We start from the raw sequence: 21,959 nt of genomic DNA on the forward strand, positions 1-21,959 counted from the left end.
GTCTTTACCAAAAGGTGACGAATTAAATACAATCAGCCTCAATCTAAAGTAGTCATTGAAGTTAATTCAAAATGCTATTTTCTTCAAAACCTTTGTTAGAAAATGAAGATCCAAGAGCTTTGAATGAGCTTTTTGTTTGCGATATAACGGAACGCGGATGACGGGAATGCTAGGGCAAAGCAGATTTTTGAGGGTAATCATTGTTTAAATATTAAGCCGCCAAATAATGGACAAGGTGCTTCACGGGTTGGCGCTGAACTAGTCTTTTATGTGTAGATTTAATTACGATTTTTTGGAGGAAAAATATTAATTGAATTTCGGTTCAAAATTCATTTGTCACTCACATAATTGGACTTTACCGAAAATAGCACGGAGGAATCACAAAGCTTCGCCAAGGAAATAGAGGAAATACGATTATTGAAAGGAAGTTTATTTAAAGAAAGTTATCCATTGAATTTCGCCTCAAAACTTATTACTCACCCTCTTCCCTGTCTTGTGCTACAACGGAACGCGGATGACGTGAGCCTTTTAGAAACGCAAACTTTTGTGGATTTTCACCTCAATTGAATTCAGATAAAGAGTGAATTTTGCGTCACAAGTAACAAATTACATCTATTTTAAGTCAAGAGGAATCCTTTACCCGAGCATCGATGCGACAGAATTCAAACAATTCCACTATTTTTAGGAAATGCAATCAAAAGTATATCTTCAATTAAAGAATAAAACTGTTCGGGATCTATATTGGTTATTATTTTCTGAACCTCCTTTATCGCTAGATTATGACTTGTCTCCTTATTCCTTATTTCCTGGAGAGATTCTGAGGGAATGGCAAGAATCTACTGTAGCCTATTTTATAGAACTCGATAAGAATTCATCGGACTTAGAGCAATTTGTGAATCGAAGAAGAAATCGCAGGCTTGGATTTTATGCTGAGGCGCTTCTCTCCTACTTCTTTCAAACATTTAATGAAATTGAACTTTTATTACAGAATTTCCAGATTAATATCCATAAAAAAACCATTGGAGAAATTGACTTTATCATCGAATACAAAGGGAAAGTAATCCATTTAGAATGCTCTGTTAAATACTATATGCTCAAAAATCTAAAAGACTTTAATGTGGGTTCATCATGGGTAGGACCTCGCCTTAGAGATAATTTAGAATTAAAGCTTGGCAAGATTGTAAAAAATCAAATTCCAATGGGCTTAAACATAGAAGTTCAAGAAAAAATAAACAAAGCTATTGATGCTTCACACCTTTTTATTAAAGGTGTTTTCTTTGCTGAAGAAGCAATTGCTCCTGGCAGAATAAACAGACTTGTCCCTAATTTATTCATTCGTATTTCAGACTTAAAAGCATCCAATATTGAAGCGATCGAAAAGCTATCTCGTCCGAACTGGTTATCCGCATTAGCTCCTATTAAAAAAATGAAATCACCAAAAGCGTTAAAAATAGAAGATCCTTTAAAAAATCCAATTCTGTTCATGTTCAATGACCAACAAGCAAGATTTGTTGTTCCCGATGATTGGGGAAAGAATTCTTAATTCAGGAAGAGCATTTTCAAGAGTTTGAAGCTTAACACTAAATAGATGGAACCACTTCTACAGGAACACATTTGAATTCGAAAGGAACATTCACTACACATGAAAAGTCAAAGCCTGACTCCTTCATTTCCAAATCATCTTCAGTATATCGCCATTCCACATGAACATCATGCCCTTCCTCCAACAAGTCATTTAATTTGTGCAGTAGAAACAAAATTTGTTTGGAAGAGGAAATATTAAAATATTCCAAATTAAAAATAACATGAGTTGTTTTGTGAGGAGCGGCGGCATAAGCATAAAACCACTTGAGTACCGGAGCCCAAAAATCTTCATCAGGTTGAGATATCGATCTTCCTTGAATAATCATTTCACCAGATTGCGCATTAAAATGAATATATGGTGTGTGTGCGCTCGCCTTTAATTCAAATTTTTCCATTATTTTACTGAAATAGGAACTGCAATATCAAGAAAATTCTGCATTAAAAAAAATTTCTATTCGAATTACATTCAACAAAATAGATAATCGAAAAAATATATAGGTCTAAGCGGGGCTTTCAGATGATAAGAAATTAAAAACCTCAAAGACGGCCTCTTTCTTAATTTCACCCACCGTATACCCCTCTTTTTCTAGTGCTTCCGTTAATTCTGCTTGAAAGTAAAACGCAACACTTCCTATAAAATGAACCGACGAACTTACGCCTAAAGGGTTCAGTGCAAATTTGCAGAAATCTGTAAACGCTGAAATTAAAACTGAATGAACAGGCGGCTCTTTAGAAAATTTCCGTGCTATTTTTGCCAAACCTGCAATATGCATTCTTCCATCAGGTTCATGGATACGGTGAAGAATAGATTGATGATTGAAATAATTCTCAATTGATTCCTTTACGTTCAATGGTAATTCATTTTGAAAATACTTTTTTAATAAGCGCTTTCCAATATCAAACCCACTACCTTCATCACCAATTAAATAACCTAATCCAGAAGTTTGCTGTACAACTTTTTCACCATCAAATTTTGCCGCAACGGCTCCTGTACCAATTATTCCAACACTTCCTTTTTTATGGCCAAAATGTGCTAAACACGCTGCATAAATATCGGTTTGCACAGCCCTTACACGTAAACCTAAGGATTCCAAAAAAGCCGTAATTTTCACTTTAGCCTCTACACTTTCGCATCCTGCTCCGTAAAAATAAATCTCCCTGCCTTGAATATTGTGTTCTTCCACCAAAGACTGTAGGATTTTCTCTTTGTCCAGGGTACTTTCCTGTGGATGCAATCCTACGGTTTCAAAAGATTGGATTGTATTGGGAGTAGAATTAAATACCCAAGTCGATTTTGTACCTCCGCTTTCAACAATTATCATTGGCTAAATCTTAATACCAATCAAAACGGTAACCTAAGTTCATGGAAAATGACAAAGGCGAAATATCATACCCCAAAATATAAGCAGGATCGTAAAGTTGTGTTACAATTTCCAAACCGAAATCAAACATCAAGGCGCCTCTGTAAGGCAACTGATATTTAACTCCAACAGTTCCTCCAAAAGCAAATAATAAAGAATATTGTGGTCTTAAACTATTTAAATCTTGTGCAGGCGCACTTCCTGTTGCGATCGTCTGATAGTCTGAAGGATTTAAACCTGAAGGCACTCTATAATCTACACTATATGAGGCTAAAATACCTTTAATGTGCGGACCAGCAAAAAGTGAAAAACCAACATCATAATCATTAATAAAGTAATGACGAGTTCCTCCATCAACAGCGAAATAAGAAGTTTTAGCGACAATATCTGCTTCAGATTTAGCGGGCTTGATATTAAAGTTTTTGGCTTCAATATCTGCCGTTCTTGAATCCTTCACTGGAAACATGTAGGCTGCTCTCACCATTAAAGTTATATCGTTGGCCTTTGGAAGCTCAACAAAACCATTTAATCCCATTCGATTAATATCTAGGTTTAATCCATGAAAACTACTTATTCCGCCTCCTAAAGAATACTGCGCCTGACTAAAATTACTAATAAGCGCAAAAAAAGTACTGATAATAAGAATTGCTATTTTATTTCCCATTTTGGTTTTTTGTTTTTAATTTTATTGTAAATCGGGCAATCTTCACTGTGAGCCCCTTTCAAGTAACTTGTACTCATAAGGAATTCTTCCACTATTTTCTCGCCCGTGAATTTAAAGTTTTTCTTAAACAATTTCGTCCATTCCCCAAGGGAGAAGCCAAGGTATTGATCTAACCACAAGTTAAAACTACCATATTTTTCTTGAATAGCAATGATTTGATTAGCATTGTAAATCACAGCTTCAATTTTTCTCCTATTTCGAATAATCCCTGCGTTATTCATTAACTTTTCCACTTTTTCTTTTTTGTAGGCTGCCACTTTCCGTATTGAAAACTCATCAAATGCAATTTTAAAGTGCTCTTCTTTTTTGAGCATCAAGGACCAACTTAATCCAGCTTGATTAATTTCTAGTATCAATCGACCAAACAATTCATCGTCATTGTTGGTTGGAAAACCATAACGTTCATCATGATATTTTTTATCTAAATGGTTTTCGTCTAAATCTTTTGTAAATTCGCAGTAACTCATTATTCAACAAACGCAAAAATGGGCTAAAAAGTTGTAGCAAAAAGTTAAATTATGGCAAATATTTTCGAGTTCAATGGTTTTAAACCTGTGATTCATCCCTCAAGCTTTATCCACCCTAATGCAACAGTAACGGGTAATGTAATTATCGGAAAAGATGTATACGTTGGTCCAGGAGCAGCAATTCGGGGAGATTGGGGGAAAATCGTGATTAAAGATGGATGTAATGTTCAAGAAAATTGCACAATTCACATGTTTCCTGGAACTACAGTTACTCTGCACGAAGGCGCCCATATTGGCCATGGAGCAATAATACACGGAGGAATTATTGGAGCAAATTGTTTAATAGGAATGAACTCTGTGGTAATGGACGATGCTGTAATTGGAGAGGAATGCATTATTGGCGCGTTAAGTTTCGTAGCAGCCAAAGCCCAAATTCCAAGAAGGAGTCTAGCAGTTGGAAATCCAGCAAAAGTAATTAAGGAAGTTTCACAAGAAATGATTGACTGGAAAACCAAAGGAACCGCACTTTACCAACAGTTGCCCAAAGAGTGCTATGCGACACTAAAAGCATGCGAACCCTTAACAGAAGAGGAGCCCAACCGCCCGAGTCAGGAAAGCATGTATGGAACGTGGGAAAAGATAAAAGGCAAATCCAGTAATGAAAAGTAGTTTTGAGACGAGATTATTTGGTGTTCCTTTATTCCCGTGACCCCTTCTATTTCTCTGCCTCCGTTCTAACTTCTCCCTCTCATTTATTGTTAGAGCTTTCAAGGAAATAAACCAACATTCTCTTTTCTCTGAGATACATACTAGAGCCTAAGAGCGCTCTGCTGTTTTTTCTGCTCCTCAGGGCAACTCCGAACTATTCTTACCTTTCTCTGAAAACCGCCCAGCACGAACAATTTAAACTTCTTGTTCGAAGATTGAGGGATTTCCCTCTACTCCACCACCTCGAACAATTCCTTCGCTTTCTTTCTAGAAAAAGCGTTAAAATGCCACCATTCCGTCTCGATTACCCAGAATCCTCCAGCGCTCATTACTTTTCGAAGTAATTTTCTATTGTTCACTTGGTCTAGCGTTAATTCGCCAGAGGCAAGAAATTTCTCTTCGTGCCTTGGATACGCTATTTTTCTTAAATCATCATATCCTGCTCCCATATCCAGCCACAATCCCGTTTTCAGATCCAATATTGATAAATCAACGGCACTCCCGTAATTATGAATGCTTCCATTTACTGGATTGCTCACAAATTTCACCCTTTCATTGAATGGGATTGTATCCAAAGCATCCCACATTTCTTGCTGAACTGACCTTGGTCTTGTACCATCGAAAGCGATTAAAGTTAAAGTAGAATCAATATTCTTAAGTGCTTTTTGAGCCTTGGAAAGTCTTTCGGCAACCACAGGCTGAAGATAAACTTTATCATATCCCGCATAGAGTATTCTATTCATAAAATTGTCCATGGTTGCATATTTAACATCAACCTGAATTGTAGAATCTACAGACTGTATATCAACTAAACCTGCGTCAATCATTTTTTGCTCCAGCTCACTCATCACCTCTAATTCATCCCCCCCCCTATTATTCAACTCCTCGACATCCAAATTTTCTAAGGTATCTTCATTCAACACAATAGAGTCGCTTTTCACAGGAAGTTTTTCAACTGAATCAGAATTAGGATTACTACAAGCGCTTGTAAACAATAGAATCGGAAATAGGTAAGTTATTCTTTTCATAAGGACAATAGTTTTTGGTTTTCTTTATGAAATTCAGTTTCAATTCTCTTTTAATCGACCTTTAAACACATTTCAAAAGAAACACCATAAATATTCAAATACAAAGTTATTAACAAGTTGGAGAAATTGTTGTTTAAACGGAATAAAAACAAAATATTTGCATCCTGAGTCACAAATTTCAGGGTGAAAATAGAAGAGTGAAAATGATTTTAGGTTTATAAAATGTCGGCAAGAAAACGCGCACAATTCAAAATTTAGATTTTTCTTATGGAGACTTATATCACTACTCATCAGTAGGATTATAAAACTTAAAACAAATACACAGAATTTCTAACAAGGTGCTGTTATTATTATTTTGATTAAATAAACTTATGGGTAAGTTTTTAATCCGTATCTTGCTCTCTCATTTGTGCTATACTTTACAAAAAATTAAATAAAACCATGGGTAGGATAATTGCTATTGCAAATCAAAAAGGAGGAGTTGGAAAAACAACTACCGCCGTAAATTTAGGAGGTAGTTTTGGAGTACTAGAGTACAAAACTTTGATTGTAGATGCAGACCCTCAAGCGAATGCCACTTCTGGTGTAGGGTTTGATCCAAAGCAGACCAGAAACATTTACGACTGTTTAATTAATGATGTTCATCCTTCCGAAGTAATTCTTTCGACAGACAACCCAAATTTGGATGTACTTCCTTCTCACATTGATTTGGTGGGGGCTGAATTGGAAATGATCAATATGCCCAATCGTGAATATTTGATGAGAAAAGTACTCGAAAAGGTGAAAGACCGCTACGATTATATATTAATCGACTGTTCTCCATCTTTAGGATTAATTACAGTAAATGCCTTAACTGCTGCCGACGCTGTTCTTGTTCCTGTCCAATCAGAATACTATTCTCTGGAAGGTTTAGGAAAACTGTTAAACACAATTAAAATTATTCAAGGACGTTTAAATACTGATTTAGACATTGAAGGGATTTTAATTACCTTATATGACACTAGATTACGTTTAGCAAATCATGTTGTGGAGGAGTTAAAAACACATTTCCAAGATTTGGTTTTTGACACCGTAATTCACAGAAATACCAATTTAGCTGAGGCGCCTTCGCATGGTTCTACAATCATAATGCATGACGCAACAAGTAAAGGAGCTGTGAATTATTTGAATCTTGCCAGAGAAATTACGCAAAGAGAAGAAGCAACAAAATTATCAAACGAAAACAATAAAATTTCATTAGAAGATGAGCTCTAATTCTAAAAAAAGACCAGCACTTGGTAAAGGATTAAGTGCACTATTAGAAAGTTCACTAACAGATATTACCTCTGAGGATTTATCCGATGCGTCTGTATTGGGTTCTGTGGCTTTGCTCCCTATTTCTGCGATAGAAGCCAATCCCTTTAATCCGCGTACACATTTCGAGGAGGATGCTTTGAACGAATTAAAGGAATCTATTGCTACACATGGCATTATTCAACCCATTACCGTTAGAAAATTAGGCAGAAGTAAATACCAATTAATTTCTGGTGAGCGTCGTTTTAAAGCTTCGCAATTGGCAGGATTGAGAGAAATTCCTGCGTATATTCGTGTAGCCAACGATCAAACCATGCTAGAAATGGCCTTGGTTGAAAATATTCAGCGTCAAGATTTAAATGCGATTGAAGTTGCACTTTCTTACCACCGTTTAATTCAAGAGTGTAATTTAACACAAGAAAAACTAGCACAGCAAGTTTCTAAAAGCCGAACTTCTATCACCAATCATTTGCGTTTGCTCAAGTTGCCCGCAAAAATTCAATTGGCCGTAAGAGAAAACGAAATTTCTATGGGACATGCTAGGGCCTTGGTGGGAATAGAGGATGAAAATAAACAGATTGAAATTTTTGATCGTGTCATCAATGAGCAGCTTTCGGTTCGCGATGTGGAAAACATTCTTCGAGAAGAAAAGAGCAAGACCGAAGAACCAAAAAAGAAAGAGGCTAAACCAGCAGTTACCAATCAGCAAATCGATTTCACACAAGATTTTTCTGATAAAGTAGCCGCAAAAGTTCAAATTAAAAAGCAACCTACTGGAAACGGAAAATTAATCATCAACTTCAATTCGGAGGTAGATTTGAACAGGATTATTGAAATTTTGAACGAATAAAGAATGAAATTACTTTTTGTACTTCTTCTTTTTTTCTCTAGCGCAGTATTGGCGCAAGAAACAGAACTGCCAGAAAAGTTCAAAAATGATTCTACACTAATGTTAAAAGTAAAAGACACGGTTCATTCTCCTAGAAAGGCCGCTTTACTCTCATTAGCGCCAGGCGGAGGACAGATTTACAATCATATCGCCATGCCAAAAGGCAAGAAAAAAGCATTTTGGAAAATTCCGATTATTTATGCTGGATTGGGTTTTACGGGATATAAAGCCATACAAAATCAACTTTTACAGAAAGAGCTAAAAGAAGAATTCATGTTTAGGGAAGAAAACGGCGAAATAAACCTTCAAAAATATGCGCAATATGACGCACAAGGAGTGCTCACTCTTTTTGAAGAAGCCAGAAGGTCTCGTGATTTAATGATCTTTGCATTCATTGCCGTTTACGGGTTAAATATTTTGGATGCTCATGTAGAAGCACATTTTGTGAATTTTGACATTTCAAGGGATTTATCAATTAGCCTTTCTCCCAGAATGCATGATTTCCGGACTCCAGGACTCGCGCTCAGCTTTAATTTTCGTTAATTTAAATCGGTATAATGCTGGAGAATACTAATTTTGTGCTGTTCCAAAAATTATTCGCTTTATGAAAGTAGTGCTTGTTGGTTATGGGAAAATGGGAAAGGAAATTGAGAAAATTCTTATTTCTAGAGGTCATGAAGTTGTAGGAAAAGCAACAGATGCTCAGCCCCTAAACACAGAAATGATTAAAGAAGCTGACGTAGCGATAGATTTTTCCACACCAGATTCAGTTATCAATAACATCGAATTCCTTCTAAAAGAAAATATCCCTTCTGTTATTGGTACTACAGGCTGGAATAAGTCCTATGAACAAGTAAAACTTTGGGTAGATGATCAAAATGGCGCCTTAGTTCATGCTTCTAACTTTAGCGTGGGTGTGAATTTGTTCTTTAAATTAAACGAACAGTTGGCTCAATTGATGGCGCCCTATAAAGAATATAGCCCTGGTATTACAGAAATTCACCATACCGAAAAACTTGACGCACCAAGTGGAACAGCCATTACACTAGCTGAAGGAATCATCGAAAATTACAGCGCGCTTTCGGATTGGTATTGCCCAGAATCAAAGACAGAAAACGATACAGAAAGTGATAAAAAATCAAAAAATGGCAATAATCTGAAAATTAATGCCGTTAGAGAACCCGATGTTAAAGGGACTCACCTAATAGAATACAAATCAAATATTGACACCCTTTCTATTCAGCATGAAGCACATAACCGTACAGGATTTGCTTTAGGTGCAGTGATAGCAGCGGAGTGGATTATCAATAAAAAAGGAATATTTACAATGAAAGATGTACTACAACTTTCTTAAAATTTAAAAACAATGTCTGCATTATATTTTTACTTATTTTTTCTTGTATATCCTTACCTCGCAATGTGGTGGAAGAGTTTCCCTAAGGCAGGACACAAGTCTTGGGAAGCCTTAATACCTGGATATAATTATGCGATTGCCTCAAAAATTGCAGGTCAACCCGCTTGGTGGGCCTTCTTGATGCTCATTCCGGGAATACACATAGTAATGTGGATGGTTTTCAACGTGAGTTTTATTCGCAAACATGGATTTTTCTCACTAGCCGATACATTGCAAGGGATATTTTTCCCTTTCTTAATCATGGCTAAAATTGCCAATGATGAAACGATTCAACCGGTTTACACCACAGATTGGGAAAAGGAAACCGACATTGAACGCAGAAAAAATGGTGACCACTTAGTCCTTTTTCTAACACTCCCGATTATTGGTCACCTAGTGGCTTATGCCTTGAGTTTCTTACAAAAGAAGAAAAAAGGAAGGAAAACAGTGATTAAAGAATGGGGAGACAGTATTTTGTTTGCATTGGTTGCCGCTAGTGCAATCCGTACTTATGTATTTGAACCTTTCCAAATTCCAACTGGATCTATGGAAAAGACCTTATTGGTGGGAGATTTTTTAGTGGTAAATAAAATGGCTTATGGTTCAAAAGTTCCCGTTACTCCACTCTCTTTTCCGTTAGTTCATAATACGATTCCTTGGGTCAATATTAAATCCTATACCACTTTCGAAAAATTAGAATACACCAGACTTCCAGGATGGGCCAACATTGAAAACTATGATGTTGTTGTATTCAATTATCCGTCTGGAGATACTGCGGTTTACGACCCAAGAATGCCACATGGATTAATGGGACACGATTATCATGGTATTGTAAACAATGAGGCGAGAAGACTTTTTGAAGAGTCCATAGACAAGAACAAAATTCCAAATAGTGGTGCGCTGCTTCAGAAAAGAAGTCAAGAACTTTCTTCACAGTACCAAGGTGCTGCTTTAGATAGCGTAATGCAATTGGAAGCTCAAAAATTGGACAGAAATGTACAGAAAATTGTGAATGGCATCTATTCAGAATTCATTGATAATATAAATGTTTGGCGCGATAAAGCACGCTACGAAATTGCTGTGAATAAGCGTACTTTTTCTGGTGGAGAAGGTCGAATCATTGACCATTATGGAGTGGTTTATCGTCCGGTAGATAAGAGAGAAAATTACATCAAGCGTTGTATTGGAATCCCGGGAGATTCACTGCGTATTGAAGATGCTCAAGTGTATGTGAATGGTGAAAAAGCGCCAATTTTCGAATATCAGAACTTACAATACCAAGTATCAAATATTTCTTTGCCATCTGCACGGGTAATGAAATCGAAGTATGGTTTAGAGCCCAACAGAGATTATTATAATAACGGCAGCATCATGAATTTAACTGCTTCGGAATTATCTGCTCTTCAACAAAGTTATCCAGAAGCTCAGTTTACATTGATGAATCAGAAAAGAAAAGCTGTGGCTGATCAATCTTCAGCAGAAAAGGTTAATAATTTGAATTACTATCCTAAGTCTTTTAATCACAACAACAATGTTTCAAACTTCGAATCGTTTTGGGTTCCTAAAAAAGGAGAAACCATCGAGCTAAATCCACACAACGTTGCATGGTACGAGCGCGTGATCACAGCGTATGAATTGCACACTTTCGAAGAGAAAGATGGGAAATATTACATCGACGGAATGGAAGCTACGAACTACACTTTTGAATTGAATTATTATTGGATGATGGGAGACAACCGCTACAATTCTGCAGATTCAAGGGTTTGGGGATTTGTTCCAGAAGATCACATTGTTGGTCGAGCTTCAATGGTTTGGTACTCTAGCGATCCGAATGGTGGCGTTCGTTGGGAAAGATTATTTACAGGAATAGAATAATGCTTTACTCAACGAATTATTTTGGAAGTATCCCCTATTTTCAATCCATTGCCAAAAACAGTGAGATGGTCATAGATGTGCATGAACATTATAAAAAGCAAACCTGGAGAAACCGCACGCAAATACTGGAAAGCAACGGCCCTATGTATTTAAGTGTTCCTGTTATGCGTCCATTGGGAAGTAAATCGCCTGTTAAGGATATTGTAATTTCCCATGACACCAATTGGCGAAAAGACCATTGGAAAGCTATACAAAGCAGTTACCAACATGCGCCCTACTTCTTCTATTACGGATCACAAATTAAGGAACTTATTTATCAGGAGGAGGAATCTTTGTCTCAATTTAATTTGAATATTTTAAAACAACTATTGATTTGGTTAGACTTGGAAATTAAAGTTTCTTTTTCTGAAGATTATATCACTCCAGAAGGCCCAAAAGACTTCAGAATTGCTTTGGATAAAAAACAATTTCATCAAAAACAGGAAAAATACATTCAAGTTTTTTCTGATAAATATCCATTTTCGCCCAATCTATCGATTATCGATCTTTTAATGAACGAAGGTCCGCTAGCTAGAAATTATATTTTACCCAGAGTTCAGGTAAAAACCCATGGTTAATCCCTTAATAAACAATTGTCTAAAATTATTCGTCTAACTATTTCTTTGTTCATCTAAGCTATTTACCGATTAGTCGAAAAGTTGTTTTTTTTGCTCCAAAAAACATTGTCAATGAATTATATCTACGTACCTTTATAATGATTTAGGTGGTTAGGTTAGGTTGATTAGCAAGAGGGAAAGGACGCCTGTCCATTCCCTCTTGTATTTTTATATAACTTTGTTAGCTAAAAAAGTCGACTGCGTCAAGTATTGAAATACACCATCTATCAGCCCACGAATTTTCTGTAAGACCAAGTTTTTTTACTGTAAAATAGAATTCACTCTTCCCGTTAATTCAGGTAAAACTTCTGAAGGAAACCATCTGTTTTTCGCTTGCCAAATATTGTTTCTTGGTGAAGGGTGTGGCAGAACGAAGAATTTCGGAAGGTATTCGTGGTAGTATTCCACAGTTTCAGTTAATGTTCTTTTGGCTTGCTTTCCCAAATAGTACTTTTGGGCATATTGACCAATGAGTATTGTCAATTTCACATCATTCATTTCTTCATGAAGCTGTGGGTGCCACAAAGGAGCACATTCCTTTCGCGGAGGTAAATCGCCAGACTTTCCTGTTCCGGGATAACAAAATCCCATTCCTACGATGGCAAAGTTATCTGGATTATAAAAAGTTTCTTTATCTACCCCAAGCCAATCTCTCAAATTATCCCCACTTTTATCATTCCATGGAATATTTGAATCGTGAACTTTTCTTCCCGGAGCTTGCCCAATAATCACAATTTTACTTTTCTCACTGGCTGAAATAATTGGATTACAGCCATGAGGAAAGTGCTCTTCGCAGACCTTACAATTTCTTATTTCATTTAATAAGTTTTCCATAGGCTAATATAAAATAAGAAATTCACATTAGGATTTTATTTGTAAATGATGTGTTGATTGTTGTCTAATTTTTAACGACAGAAACAGGTTTAACCTTCACCAACAGTATAAAAATCTCGGCACCTTAGGCAAGCTCAGTCGCCGCAGGGTATCCCGTTGACTGTGCTCGTCGAAGGCAACACTCCCAAAAGCAATCACCAAAAAACTCGGCACCTTAGGCAAGCTCAGTCGCGAAGAGTATCCCGTTGACTGAGCCCGTCGAAGGCAACACTCCCCAAAGAAATCCCAAAAATCTCGGCACCTTAGGCAAGCTCAGTCACCGAAGAGTATCCCGTTGACTGAGCTCGTCGAAGGCAACAAAGAATCGAAGGAAGTACTTCTTTCAACACATAAAAAAGCCCATCAGAAACAAGTCCTGATGGGCGAAATATTAAACCTTTTCAGTAATTAGACTACTGTGGAGTTCATTTTTACATCATCGTCCTCTTCCTCTTCCGGTTCATAAAGATAACGTTCTTTACTGTCATCCATTTCATCCATCCAGTCTGTGTGGTGTTCCGCGGCCATTGTGCCAGTCACTACACTCTGATAGGTTTTATCTCTGTATGTCAAAATGTTATCTTCTTTGTCCTTCATCCATTCTTTGAACATTTCTGCTACTTTGTCCAAATTGAAATCTGGATAATCAGAAAGTTTAATGATATCTCTAATGTAATCTGATTGGAAGTCAACATGATCATCTCCATTTTTGAGCTTCTCGTTTCTTTCTAACCAAAGGTTAATGTCCTCTCTTCTTTCTTCTTTTGAAGGCAACTCAAATTTACCTAACATGTAGTCACGCGCCAACCATGCCTGAGTATCAAACATATTGAAAGTATAATACTGGTCCTGCATTCCTAAGTAAATTAACTGTGGATTTTCGTTAAAGAAAACACCTTTGTAAAGATGATCAGGATATAAATTGTTTTTCGTTTTCAAGCGCATATTGTCTGGCAAGAAAGGGAATTTATGTTGGTATCCTGTACACATAATTACAGCGTCATAAGACTCAGTTGTGCCATCTTTGAAATGTGCAACATTGTCTTCAAAATGAGTAACCAATGGCTTCTCCTTCATTCCTTCTGGCCAATCCATTCCTATCGGACTTGTTCTGTAACTTAAAGTAACAGACTTCGCACCATGTTTGTGACATTGCACACCAATATCTTCCGCAGAATAGCTACTTCCGATTAAAAGTAATTTTTGATCTTTAAATTGATCCGCACCTCTAAAATCATGCGCGTGAAGAACATTTCCTGGGAAGTTTTCAATTCCTTTGAAATAAGGCATGTTCGGTGTTGAAAAGTGACCAGATGCAACAACCAAATAATCGAACTCTTCAGAATAGGTTCTGTCATTTTTCAAATCATCCAAAATCATGGTGAACTTCTTTGTGTCTTCATCAAAGCTTATCCATCTTGCCGTGGTATCAAAGCGAATGTAATCTCTTACATTGTCTTTCTTAATTCTTCCTTGGATGTAATCAAAAAGAACTGGTCTTGGAGGATACGAAGAAATTGGTTTTTCAAAGTGTTCATCAAAAGAATAGTCTGAAAACTCTAAACATTCTTTAGGTCCATTCGACCATAAATATTTATACATACTTCCATGAATAGGTTCACCATACTTCCCTACTCCAGTTCGCCAAGAGTAATTCCACATACCTCCCCAGTTACTTTGTTTTTCGAAACACACTACTTCAGGAACTTCTTCCCCCTTTTTTTTAGCTGCCTCAAAAGCTCGAAGTTGCGCTAATCCACTTGGTCCAGCACCGATAATACCTACACGTTTTTTGGTCATAATATATTGTAATTTTATTGCGCTTTTCTTCATAAAATTATGAAAAATCAAGCGTTATTGTTAATTGTACTTTATTGAAAAAAAACTCTGCTAGCTGCAGGAGGAAAAGACGACAAACAGGTCTTTAATTGTAGAAAAGTATGATGTCCGAAATGGTGACTTTTCAAGATGGTTTCCTTAAAAACCTGTGCAAATATAGTAAATTATTCATGTTTTCCCTAATTCTTACGCTTAGAACCGCTGATAATGTTAGCTATGAGACCTTTTTGACTCGTAAATTCTGCGTACATAACGCCGCCAATGTGAAGAACAATAAAGGGAATTAAATAATAGAGTGATTGCACATGAATGGCTTCCATATCTTTTTTATAATCCTTTGGTCCTAACTCAATAATCAATCCGGTTACTAAAGAAATCATCACACAAACATAGAAGAGAATATAGGTCCACCTTTGGAATTTCTCCTTTTTAGTCAATAACTTTTGAGCTGGATTCTGAAATTTCATAAATCCAAGAATTGGAATGGTAAAGCGGATAAAAAACAAGCCAGTAAGCACATAGCCGATGTAAATATGCCAATTCCACATTGGTTTTCTGATTTGTTTGGCTAAAACAATTAATTCTTCCTGCGTTAAATTTTGATTGGTATTATTCAAAAATTCTCCGATAATTTCCGCCATGTTGTATTTGTTCATCCAAGTAAGGCGAAGGAAAATAGTGATTAAAAGAAAAGTAAATGAAACAGCGATTGCCCAATGTAGTATCCTAAATATGCGTGTGTAGTTTTTAGTTTCCATTGCTTTATTTTTAATTATAAAAGTAATTTATTTGAGCTAAAGTGGATGGCCAATAAAGCGAAGAATGAGTATAAATAATGGAACTGAGTAATGATTAATTATTAGCGGGGATGCGCTGTAATGGAACGCGGATGACGCGGATGATGCGGATTGACGAACGCGGATTTACACGGATTTATTTTGTTGGGAGAAAACAAAACACAAACAATTGATAACAAAAAAAGTTACCAAGTACCCAAACTCTGTTTCAATAAGCAATCTCAATTTTATCGCCTAAAAACTTTGGTTCTACGCCAAATAAAACATCTAAAACGGCTTTGCTTCTGGCAAAATATTCTCTTATTTGAGTTTTAAACCCATAGTTTTTTGAAACATCTTGGGCGTTATAAGCAATGGCTTCAATTCCATATTGTTCAGCCAAATAAATAGCCCTTTCGTTGTGGAACTTTTGAGAAATTATGGTGATTTTCTGCTGACCAAAAACCTTAGAAGCGCGAATAACAGAATCTAAAGTTCTAAATCCAGCATAGTCCAAGAATATTTTTTTAGCTGGTATTCCACGCTTAATCAACTCTGCTTTGAACGCCTCTGGTTCGTTGTAATATTGAGTACTGTTGTCTCCGCTGACTAATATGAATTCAATTTTCCCACTATTGTATAAGCGAACCGCAGCATCTATACGGTATTTGAAATACAAATTTATTCCACCAGCAGCTCTATACTTCGAAGTACCCAAAAGAAGTCCAACCTTATTAGCTTCCAGTTTTTCTAACTTAAATGAAGTTTTCTCTTTAGCGGTGTTGATGATTAACAAATTAGAAAAATAGGCAAAAAGAAAAGGAAGGATCAAAAAGATCAGAAATGAAAACAGGAGCTTTTTAAATCTCCCCACTTTTTTGAAATTTAGAAAGCTTATTCTCAATGTATATTCTTATTTCAATGCTAAAGATAAATGAATTTTATGCCTACCCGATAATTTACCTGTAAATATCTCTAAGCAAATAGGTGATTAAGCGGTAAACTGACAAGATCCTTCGAAAATTTCTATTTCCAAGCAGTTGAAAAAAGATTTGCACATCAAGGTGACATTGGGCCAGTGCCATATTTCAAGCGACAGGAGAAAAAAGCGATTACAACACCGTTTCCTTCATGCCCTCCAGAATAAAAAACCAAGCATAACGCCACATAGATCGTGTTGGATCTCGTTTGAAGTCTCGCACTTCACTGTTTTTTTCTATTGGTGGATTGAGGAGCTTACTTGCAACAAATGAAACCACTTTTCGGCGCTTATTTTCTTTATCAAAAACATCCACAGCGATATCCTGCGATCTAATCATAAATGTTCCATTCGCATCTCCTCTAGAGTCCATGTGAGATTTTAATTCATTAATTTTTCCGCTCAACTCCACATTTATTGCAGGCTTCAACATGCTGTTAAGTGCGCTTGTTTCGACATTTGTAGCATGCGCATCCAAAATAAAAGTCTCCACATTTTCGAATTGATTATAAGAGAGGTCTACGTTAACCAAAGACCCTGGACTTACTGAAAAACTTCCTTTTAAAATTGCATTTTGATCTCTTTCCGTAATGTTATGAATATGCGTTAAGCGGGCCTTGACATCATTCAAATCAATAACGCTGACTTTTCCGTCCTCCCCTTTCATCGCATAGCTAATTCTTGAATTTTGCGTTTCAAGCGCATTTCCATCAATTAAAAAATCCAATTTCTGCACCATTTGTCCGTAAGTAGGTTTATGTGGTGTGTATTCAGGAATCGTTTTATCTCGGTAAACCTCCAGCTCAAAAGAATCGATTAAAACCTCATTCAATGAAATTTTCACCAGTTTATTCTTGTCGATTTCAAAATCCACACTGTCCAGCACCACCTTATGGGCCACCAAATCTACATGCGATTTTTGTTCTGGAATATAATTGATGTAATCTTCCTTCGAATAGCGGGTAAATACCTTAAAAGTGTCTATCTCAAATTGATGATTTTCATATTTCAAATGGTCAAATGAAATGTCTTGTAAAACACCTGCTTTTTGTTTGAAATATTGCACATTCAACCGCTCTAACTGCTCAAATTTCAAATCTTTTATATCTCCTAAATTCGCTTGTAAATCAGCTCCTAAAACCCTTGTCAATGTATCCACCTGACCTTCGGCGTTTTTCTCCATGGCATAAAAATCTAGTCCTTCAATTTGCACTTTTCTTAATGCGAATGGTCTTTGGATTTTCTTTTTATCGTCATTCTTTAAAGAATCAGATTGGGTTGAATCTGCTTCTATTTTATAATGATTCAGCTGAACATTTTTCGCAAAAGACTGTCGGATGAGAATTGTATCGGAGGAAATGATTTTCATTATTCCCACTTTTAAACTCACTTCTTCTGCTTCCACTTCAAGGATTTCATTTTTAAATTTCAGGTCTTTTAAAATAAAATCTCCCCCGAAACTCATTTTAAATTCAGAATAACTGACTTTATCTTGTTTCTCTAATTGTTTTCCTATATAAAATTCAAGTGCAAAAATCGCTGATACATATAGTATTGCAAGAATAGCAGAAGAGATAAGTGTTATTTTTAATGCTTTCATTCATGGATTTTGAGAGATAAAGATAGGGTTTTAATTATTATTGCTTTAATATTAATTGTTAACGTGTTATGAAAATAATTACGAATCGTTGAATTACGAACGGCTTTAGCCCTCAACGAAGTTAATTACGAATGTGGGAATTACGAATTTTTAGAAAATATCAATTAGATTTCTGTTCACAACTCCCACTCATTACTGGGTTTGTGCTGTAGTGGGACGCGGATGGAGGAACGATTACTCCCTTTGGTCATGAGATCGCTTCGCTAAGTTTGCAAATCGTTCGAAAACATTGTTAATGTGTTATGAAAATAATTACGAATCATTGAATTATCGAATCATTGAATTTTTGAATCGTTGAATCACGAATATTAAAATGGTTATCGATCACAGGAAAAAATTATATTTAGGGTTTTCAAAATCGATGGAATTGGAATTAGAGATTGTTTACGAAGATGAATACATTCTTGCGATTAATAAAGCTGCGGGATTATTGGTTCATCGTACGAAATTAGCGCGTGATGCGAAAGAGTTTGCTTTGCAGATTTTAAGAGATCAAGTGGGATATCAGGTCACTCCTATTCACCGATTGGACAGGAAAACTTCGGGTGTTTTATTGTTTGCTAAGCAACAGGAGTTCGTACATCCATTTCAGTTGGCTTTGCAAGATGACAACACACAGAAAAGGTATTTAGCGATTGTTCGGGGCTATTTTCCTGATGAAATCACTGTCGATTATCCTTTAATTAATGACAGTGGAAAAACGCAAGAGGCGCTTACGCAATTTCGTTTAATTCAGCGGACTGAGGTTCCTTTGCCTTTCGGGAAATTCGAAACTTCGCGCTATTCTTTAATTGAGGCTTTTCCGAGGACGGGAAGAATGCATCAAATTAGAAAACACTTGAATCATTTACGTCACCCAATCATTGGAGATCGGCCGCATGGTTGTAATAAACAGAATGCGCTTTTCTTAAAGGAATTTGGTTTGGAGAAAATGTTGCTGCACGCGGAGAGCTTGAGGATTTGGCATCCATTTTTGGAGAAGGAGTTGGTAATCAAGGCCGGGTTGTCAGCACATTTTTTGGAGATGAATGAACAACTGGGATTGGTTGAGTTCTAAGGGCGAAGGTATGGAGGAAAGAAGAGTTACACGGAGCGCTGCACTGAGCTTGCCAAATGTGATGCGCGGTGGGGCAGAGATTCGCAGAGAGGGTGAAATTGGGAGAGGGTTGACGCTAGGGGCACGGAGAAGGCACAAAGGGAACAGAGGAAAAGAGGTTTGATAGAAGCGCTTGTGGCACTTTTGTTTCACGGAGCTCTTAATGATAAAGGAGAGTTTTGAGTATTAAAGCAAAATGCAAATTGATTTCGCCTCAAGCCTCAAGACTCTCCCTCAATACTTGGGTATTAAACGGCGTTTAATGCTTGCTCTACATCTGAAATAATATCGTCAGCGTCCTCTACTCCTATTGAAACGCGGACTAAATTTGCGGTTACGCCCATGCGCTCTCTTGCTTTTGGCTCTATGGCGCAGTGGGTCATTGTTTGTGGATGTTGTGCTAAACTTTCTGTGCTTCCTAAACTTACGGCCAATTGAATTAAATTCAAACTGTTTAAGAATTTAAATGCTTCTTTCTCTCCGCCTTTGATATTGAAAGAAATCATTGCGCCTGGGGCGTTGTATTGACGTTTATAGAGTTCGTAGTTCGGTGAATTTTCGTCTATTAATCCTAAATAATGTACTTTTTCAACTTTATCGTGTGTATTCAAGAAATTCGCTACTTTTTGTGCATTTCTCGATTGCTTTTCCATTCTTATTTTCAAGGTTTCTAAACTTCTCAGCATTAACCAAGCGGTGTGCGGACTCACCATATTTCCTAAGAATGTTCTTAATGTTTTTACACGTAACATCAATTCAGCATTCCCCATTACGGCTCCTGCAATTAAATCACTGTGTCCACCGATGAATTTCGTAGCGGAATAAACCACTAAGTCAGCGCCAATTTCTAATGGTTTTGACCAAACTGGACCCATATAGGTATTGTCGACACAAACGTAAGTTTTTCCTTCGCCGTTTTTGTGATTCGCTGCGATGCGGTTACACATTTCTATGTCGATCATAGAATTGGTTGGATTGGCTGGTGTTTCAATGTAAATCAATCCCAATCGGTCTGCTTTTCCTGTTGCTTTAACGATTGCTTCGATTTCTTCTTCTGAATCTTCGGCATGAAACGCAACTGCATCTACTCCAATTTTCGGTAAGAAATCATGAATAAAGTGATCTGTTCCTCCATAAGTTGGCGAACTATATAAAAGTAAATCGCCTGGTTTTAAGAATTCTAATAAAACTGTGCTAATGGCCGACATTCCACTTTCGAAAACTGCACTATCGTCGGCTTTATCCCACAATGACAAGCGGTTTTCTAATATTTCTAGGTTTGGATTATTGATTCTACTGTAAATCAACCCCAATTCTTCGTCCTGCTCTTTTTGACGTAAACCATATGCCAATTCAAAAAAGGCCTTCCCCTCCTCTGCTGTTTTAAATACAAATGTTGAGGTTTGGAATATTGGACATTTGATGGAGCCTTCTGATAATTCTGGTTTGTATCCGTGGCTCATCATTAAACTTTCTGGCTTGAAATTCTTTTTCATTACATTGATTTTTGTTCTTCACAAAGTTAAGGTATTGATGTTATATTTCTATATTTATGAAATAATAAGGAAAATGTTCTTTAAAATTTCAGAATAAGTTGTTTTTGTTCTTTTTTGGCTGGTGGAATGTTGGGGAAAAGGGATGATTTTCTGTTTTTGGAAGGGTTTACCGCAAAGGGTGATGAGGAAAAAGAAGGGTTACGCAGAGGGGCGCGGAGGTGCAGAGGTTCGAGGAGAGCGCCTGTGGCACTTGGTTATTTCACAGAGGGTAAAGGAGGTTTTTCACAGAGGGACATGGAGGAAAAGAAGACAAAGAAGGGTTACGCAAAGGGGCGCGGAGGCGCAGAGGTTCGCGGAGAGCGCCTGTGGCACTTGGTTATTTCACAGAGGGTAAAGGAGGTTTTTCACAGAGGGACATGGAGGAAAAGAAGACAAAGAAGGGTTACGCAGAGGTTCGCGGAGGCGCAGAGGTTCGCGGAGAGCGCCTGTGGCACTTGGTTATTTCACAGAGGGTAAAGGAGGTTTTTCACAGAGGGACACGGAGGAAAAGAAGACAAAGAAGGGTTACGCAGAGGGGCGCGGAGGCGCAGAGGTTCGCGGAGAGCGCCTGTGGCACTTGGTTGTTTCACAGAGGGACACGGAGGTTTTTCACAGAGGGACATGGAGGAAAAGAAGACAAAGAAGGGTTACGCAAAGGGGCGCGGAGGTGCAGAGGTTCGCGGAGAGCGCCTGTGGCACTTGGTTATTTCACAGAGGGTAAAGGAGGTTTTTCACAGAGGGACACGGAGGAAAAGAAGACAAAGAAGGGTTACGCAAAGGGGCGCGGAGGTGCAGAGGTTCGCGGAGAGCGCCTGTGGCACTTGGTTATTTCACAGAGGGTAAAGGAGGTTTTTCACAGAGGGACATGGAGGAAAAGAAGACAAAGAAGGGTTACGCAAAGGGGCGCGGAGGTGCAGAGGTTCGCAGAGGGTTTGAGTTGAAGGGCGCGGAGAGCGCCTGTGGCACTTGGTTGTTTCACAGAGGGACACGGAGGAAAACCGCAGAGGGCGCGGAGGAGGCATGAAGGGAAATACTTATTGGTTTCGGCTTAAGACTCATTACTCGAGACTGAATGCTGTTATTACATCGCATCGTGTTAAGCCCCGGCGGAAATGAATAGCTGGGTGAACGCATTTATGAATTTTGCTTGGTGATGCAGAGCGACCAACGGAATGCTCCTGTAGCGCTTAGCAAAATCATAAAAGGCGGAACTCACTAGAAAA

Annotated in this window: 21 protein-coding genes; 10 read left to right on the forward strand and 11 right to left on the reverse strand. The window is 37.4% G+C overall.

Annotated features, from left to right (window positions below):
* The first annotated feature begins 688 nt into the window (after positions 1-688).
* A complete protein-coding gene (locus DIT68_RS03805; protein ID WP_109358487.1) occupies positions 689-1,543 on the forward strand; it encodes a DUF1853 family protein in 855 nt (284 codons plus the stop codon).
* Positions 1,544-1,580: 37 nt separating this feature from the next.
* On the opposite strand, the gene DIT68_RS03810 is transcribed toward DIT68_RS03805, so the two are convergent.
* The 4 genes from DIT68_RS03810 to DIT68_RS03825 form a co-directional block, all read right to left on the reverse strand.
* Complete coding sequence (locus DIT68_RS03810) at positions 1,581-1,979, reverse strand: DUF1987 domain-containing protein (protein WP_109358488.1); 399 nt, start codon at positions 1,977-1,979, stop codon at positions 1,581-1,583.
* Between the two features lie 105 nt (positions 1,980-2,084).
* Positions 2,085-2,906 (reverse strand): hypothetical protein, encoded by an 822-nt coding sequence (locus DIT68_RS03815; RefSeq protein WP_109358489.1) that lies wholly within the window; start codon positions 2,904-2,906, stop codon positions 2,085-2,087.
* A gap of 10 nt (positions 2,907-2,916) precedes the next feature.
* Positions 2,917-3,609: a hypothetical protein gene (locus tag DIT68_RS03820; RefSeq protein WP_109358490.1), complete on the reverse strand. Its 693-nt coding sequence runs from the start codon at positions 3,607-3,609 to the stop codon at positions 2,917-2,919.
* A complete protein-coding gene (locus DIT68_RS03825; RefSeq protein ID WP_109358491.1) occupies positions 3,594-4,136 on the reverse strand; it encodes a DNA-3-methyladenine glycosylase I in 543 nt (180 codons plus the stop codon). Before DIT68_RS03825 ends, DIT68_RS03820 begins: the two co-directional genes overlap by 16 nt.
* Before the next feature lie 51 nt (positions 4,137-4,187).
* Here DIT68_RS03825 and DIT68_RS03830 point away from each other — a divergent pair, with 51 nt between their 5' ends.
* The gene (locus tag DIT68_RS03830; protein ID WP_109358492.1) at positions 4,188-4,805 is read left to right on the forward strand and encodes an acyltransferase; all 618 of its coding nucleotides are present in this window, start codon (positions 4,188-4,190) and stop codon (positions 4,803-4,805) included.
* A 269-nt stretch (positions 4,806-5,074) separates the two neighbouring features.
* Here DIT68_RS03830 and DIT68_RS03835 read toward each other — a convergent pair whose 3' ends face one another.
* The gene (locus DIT68_RS03835; protein WP_109358493.1) at positions 5,075-5,872 is read right to left on the reverse strand and encodes a M15 family metallopeptidase; all 798 of its coding nucleotides are present in this window, start codon (positions 5,870-5,872) and stop codon (positions 5,075-5,077) included.
* 441 nt (positions 5,873-6,313) lie between these two features.
* On the opposite strand from DIT68_RS03835, the gene DIT68_RS03840 reads away from it, so the two are divergent.
* From DIT68_RS03840 to DIT68_RS03865, 6 genes are all read left to right on the forward strand, one after another.
* Positions 6,314-7,126: a ParA family protein gene (locus DIT68_RS03840; RefSeq protein WP_109358494.1), complete on the forward strand. Its 813-nt coding sequence runs from the start codon at positions 6,314-6,316 to the stop codon at positions 7,124-7,126.
* Complete coding sequence (locus tag DIT68_RS03845; RefSeq protein WP_109358495.1) at positions 7,116-8,015, forward strand: ParB/RepB/Spo0J family partition protein; 900 nt, start codon at positions 7,116-7,118, stop codon at positions 8,013-8,015. Before DIT68_RS03840 ends, DIT68_RS03845 begins: the two co-directional genes overlap by 11 nt.
* A 3-nt stretch (positions 8,016-8,018) precedes the next feature.
* A complete protein-coding gene (locus DIT68_RS03850) occupies positions 8,019-8,597 on the forward strand; it encodes a DUF5683 domain-containing protein (protein ID WP_109358496.1) in 579 nt (192 codons plus the stop codon).
* A 61-nt stretch (positions 8,598-8,658) separates the two neighbouring features.
* Complete coding sequence (dapB, locus tag DIT68_RS03855; protein WP_109358497.1) at positions 8,659-9,408, forward strand: 4-hydroxy-tetrahydrodipicolinate reductase; 750 nt, start codon at positions 8,659-8,661, stop codon at positions 9,406-9,408.
* A 12-nt stretch (positions 9,409-9,420) separates the two neighbouring features.
* On the forward strand, positions 9,421-11,322 hold the full coding sequence (lepB, locus tag DIT68_RS03860) for a signal peptidase I (protein WP_109358498.1): 1,902 nt from the start codon (positions 9,421-9,423) through the stop codon (positions 11,320-11,322).
* Positions 11,322-11,939, forward strand: coding sequence for a WbqC family protein (locus DIT68_RS03865; RefSeq protein ID WP_109358499.1), 618 nt, complete (start codon positions 11,322-11,324; stop codon positions 11,937-11,939). The genes lepB and DIT68_RS03865 overlap by 1 nt, the downstream gene beginning before the upstream one ends.
* A 300-nt stretch (positions 11,940-12,239) precedes the next feature.
* Here DIT68_RS03865 and DIT68_RS03870 read toward each other — a convergent pair whose 3' ends face one another.
* From DIT68_RS03870 to DIT68_RS03890, 5 genes are all read right to left on the reverse strand, one after another.
* Positions 12,240-12,812, reverse strand: coding sequence for a uracil-DNA glycosylase family protein (locus tag DIT68_RS03870; RefSeq protein ID WP_109358500.1), 573 nt, complete (start codon positions 12,810-12,812; stop codon positions 12,240-12,242).
* 447 nt (positions 12,813-13,259) lie between these two features.
* Positions 13,260-14,651 carry an NAD(P)-binding domain-containing protein gene (locus tag DIT68_RS03875; RefSeq protein ID WP_109358778.1) on the reverse strand — a complete coding sequence of 464 codons (1,392 nt, stop codon included), beginning with the start codon at positions 14,649-14,651 and terminating at the stop codon, positions 13,260-13,262.
* A 218-nt stretch (positions 14,652-14,869) separates the two neighbouring features.
* Positions 14,870-15,448 (reverse strand): cytochrome b/b6 domain-containing protein, encoded by a 579-nt coding sequence (locus DIT68_RS03880; protein ID WP_109358501.1) that lies wholly within the window; start codon positions 15,446-15,448, stop codon positions 14,870-14,872.
* A gap of 247 nt (positions 15,449-15,695) precedes the next feature.
* Entirely contained in the window at positions 15,696-16,340 is a 645-nt protein-coding gene (locus DIT68_RS03885; protein ID WP_233244146.1) for a SanA/YdcF family protein, read from the reverse strand.
* Positions 16,341-16,578: 238 nt separating this feature from the next.
* The gene (locus tag DIT68_RS03890; RefSeq protein WP_109358502.1) at positions 16,579-18,045 is read right to left on the reverse strand and encodes a hypothetical protein; all 1,467 of its coding nucleotides are present in this window, start codon (positions 18,043-18,045) and stop codon (positions 16,579-16,581) included.
* A gap of 421 nt (positions 18,046-18,466) precedes the next feature.
* On the opposite strand from DIT68_RS03890, the gene DIT68_RS03895 reads away from it, so the two are divergent.
* Complete coding sequence (locus tag DIT68_RS03895) at positions 18,467-19,162, forward strand: pseudouridine synthase (protein WP_109358780.1); 696 nt, start codon at positions 18,467-18,469, stop codon at positions 19,160-19,162.
* Between the two features lie 287 nt (positions 19,163-19,449).
* Here the strand turns inward: DIT68_RS03895 and DIT68_RS03905 are convergent, their stop codons facing one another.
* On the reverse strand, positions 19,450-20,697 hold the full coding sequence (locus DIT68_RS03905; protein ID WP_109358504.1) for a cystathionine gamma-synthase family protein: 1,248 nt from the start codon (positions 20,695-20,697) through the stop codon (positions 19,450-19,452).
* A gap of 416 nt (positions 20,698-21,113) precedes the next feature.
* Here DIT68_RS03905 and DIT68_RS03915 point away from each other — a divergent pair, with 416 nt between their 5' ends.
* Positions 21,114-21,677, forward strand: coding sequence for a hypothetical protein (locus tag DIT68_RS03915; RefSeq protein ID WP_146194113.1), 564 nt, complete (start codon positions 21,114-21,116; stop codon positions 21,675-21,677).
* Positions 21,678-21,959: the final 282 nt, after the last annotated feature.

It is taken from the genome of Brumimicrobium oceani (genome assembly GCF_003143775.1).
Taxonomy (GTDB): domain Bacteria; phylum Bacteroidota; class Bacteroidia; order Flavobacteriales_D; family Crocinitomicaceae; genus Brumimicrobium; species Brumimicrobium oceani.

What these genes read in the sequence shown, in the direction of transcription:
- DIT68_RS03815 (WP_109358489.1), bottom strand. Translation starts at nt 2,906, where the DNA reads ATGATAATTGTTGAAAGCGGAGGTACAAAATCGACTTGGGTATTTAAT.
- DIT68_RS03875 (WP_109358778.1), bottom strand. Translation starts at nt 14,651, where the DNA reads ATGACCAAAAAACGTGTAGGTATTATCGGTGCTGGACCAAGTGGATTA.
- DIT68_RS03870 (WP_109358500.1), bottom strand. Translation starts at nt 12,812, where the DNA reads ATGGAAAACTTATTAAATGAAATAAGAAATTGTAAGGTCTGCGAAGAG.
- DIT68_RS03825 (WP_109358491.1), bottom strand. Translation starts at nt 4,136, where the DNA reads ATGAGTTACTGCGAATTTACAAAAGATTTAGACGAAAACCATTTAGAT.
- DIT68_RS03840 (WP_109358494.1), top strand. Translation starts at nt 6,314, where the DNA reads ATGGGTAGGATAATTGCTATTGCAAATCAAAAAGGAGGAGTTGGAAAA.
- DIT68_RS03850 (WP_109358496.1), top strand. Translation starts at nt 8,019, where the DNA reads ATGAAATTACTTTTTGTACTTCTTCTTTTTTTCTCTAGCGCAGTATTG.
- DIT68_RS03890 (WP_109358502.1), bottom strand. Translation starts at nt 18,045, where the DNA reads ATGAAAGCATTAAAAATAACACTTATCTCTTCTGCTATTCTTGCAATA.
- DIT68_RS03915 (WP_146194113.1), top strand. Translation starts at nt 21,114, where the DNA reads ATGGAGGAAAAGAAGACAAAGAAGGGTTACGCAGAGGTTCGCGGAGGC.
- DIT68_RS03905 (WP_109358504.1), bottom strand. Translation starts at nt 20,697, where the DNA reads ATGAAAAAGAATTTCAAGCCAGAAAGTTTAATGATGAGCCACGGATAC.
- DIT68_RS03830 (WP_109358492.1), top strand. Translation starts at nt 4,188, where the DNA reads ATGGCAAATATTTTCGAGTTCAATGGTTTTAAACCTGTGATTCATCCC.
- DIT68_RS03895 (WP_109358780.1), top strand. Translation starts at nt 18,467, where the DNA reads ATGGAATTGGAATTAGAGATTGTTTACGAAGATGAATACATTCTTGCG.
- DIT68_RS03835 (WP_109358493.1), bottom strand. Translation starts at nt 5,872, where the DNA reads ATGAAAAGAATAACTTACCTATTTCCGATTCTATTGTTTACAAGCGCT.
- DIT68_RS03845 (WP_109358495.1), top strand. Translation starts at nt 7,116, where the DNA reads ATGAGCTCTAATTCTAAAAAAAGACCAGCACTTGGTAAAGGATTAAGT.
- lepB (WP_109358498.1), top strand. Translation starts at nt 9,421, where the DNA reads ATGTCTGCATTATATTTTTACTTATTTTTTCTTGTATATCCTTACCTC.
- DIT68_RS03805 (WP_109358487.1), top strand. Translation starts at nt 689, where the DNA reads ATGCAATCAAAAGTATATCTTCAATTAAAGAATAAAACTGTTCGGGAT.
- DIT68_RS03865 (WP_109358499.1), top strand. Translation starts at nt 11,322, where the DNA reads ATGCTTTACTCAACGAATTATTTTGGAAGTATCCCCTATTTTCAATCC.
- dapB (WP_109358497.1), top strand. Translation starts at nt 8,659, where the DNA reads ATGAAAGTAGTGCTTGTTGGTTATGGGAAAATGGGAAAGGAAATTGAG.
- DIT68_RS03810 (WP_109358488.1), bottom strand. Translation starts at nt 1,979, where the DNA reads ATGGAAAAATTTGAATTAAAGGCGAGCGCACACACACCATATATTCAT.
- DIT68_RS03880 (WP_109358501.1), bottom strand. Translation starts at nt 15,448, where the DNA reads ATGGAAACTAAAAACTACACACGCATATTTAGGATACTACATTGGGCA.
- DIT68_RS03820 (WP_109358490.1), bottom strand. Translation starts at nt 3,609, where the DNA reads ATGGGAAATAAAATAGCAATTCTTATTATCAGTACTTTTTTTGCGCTT.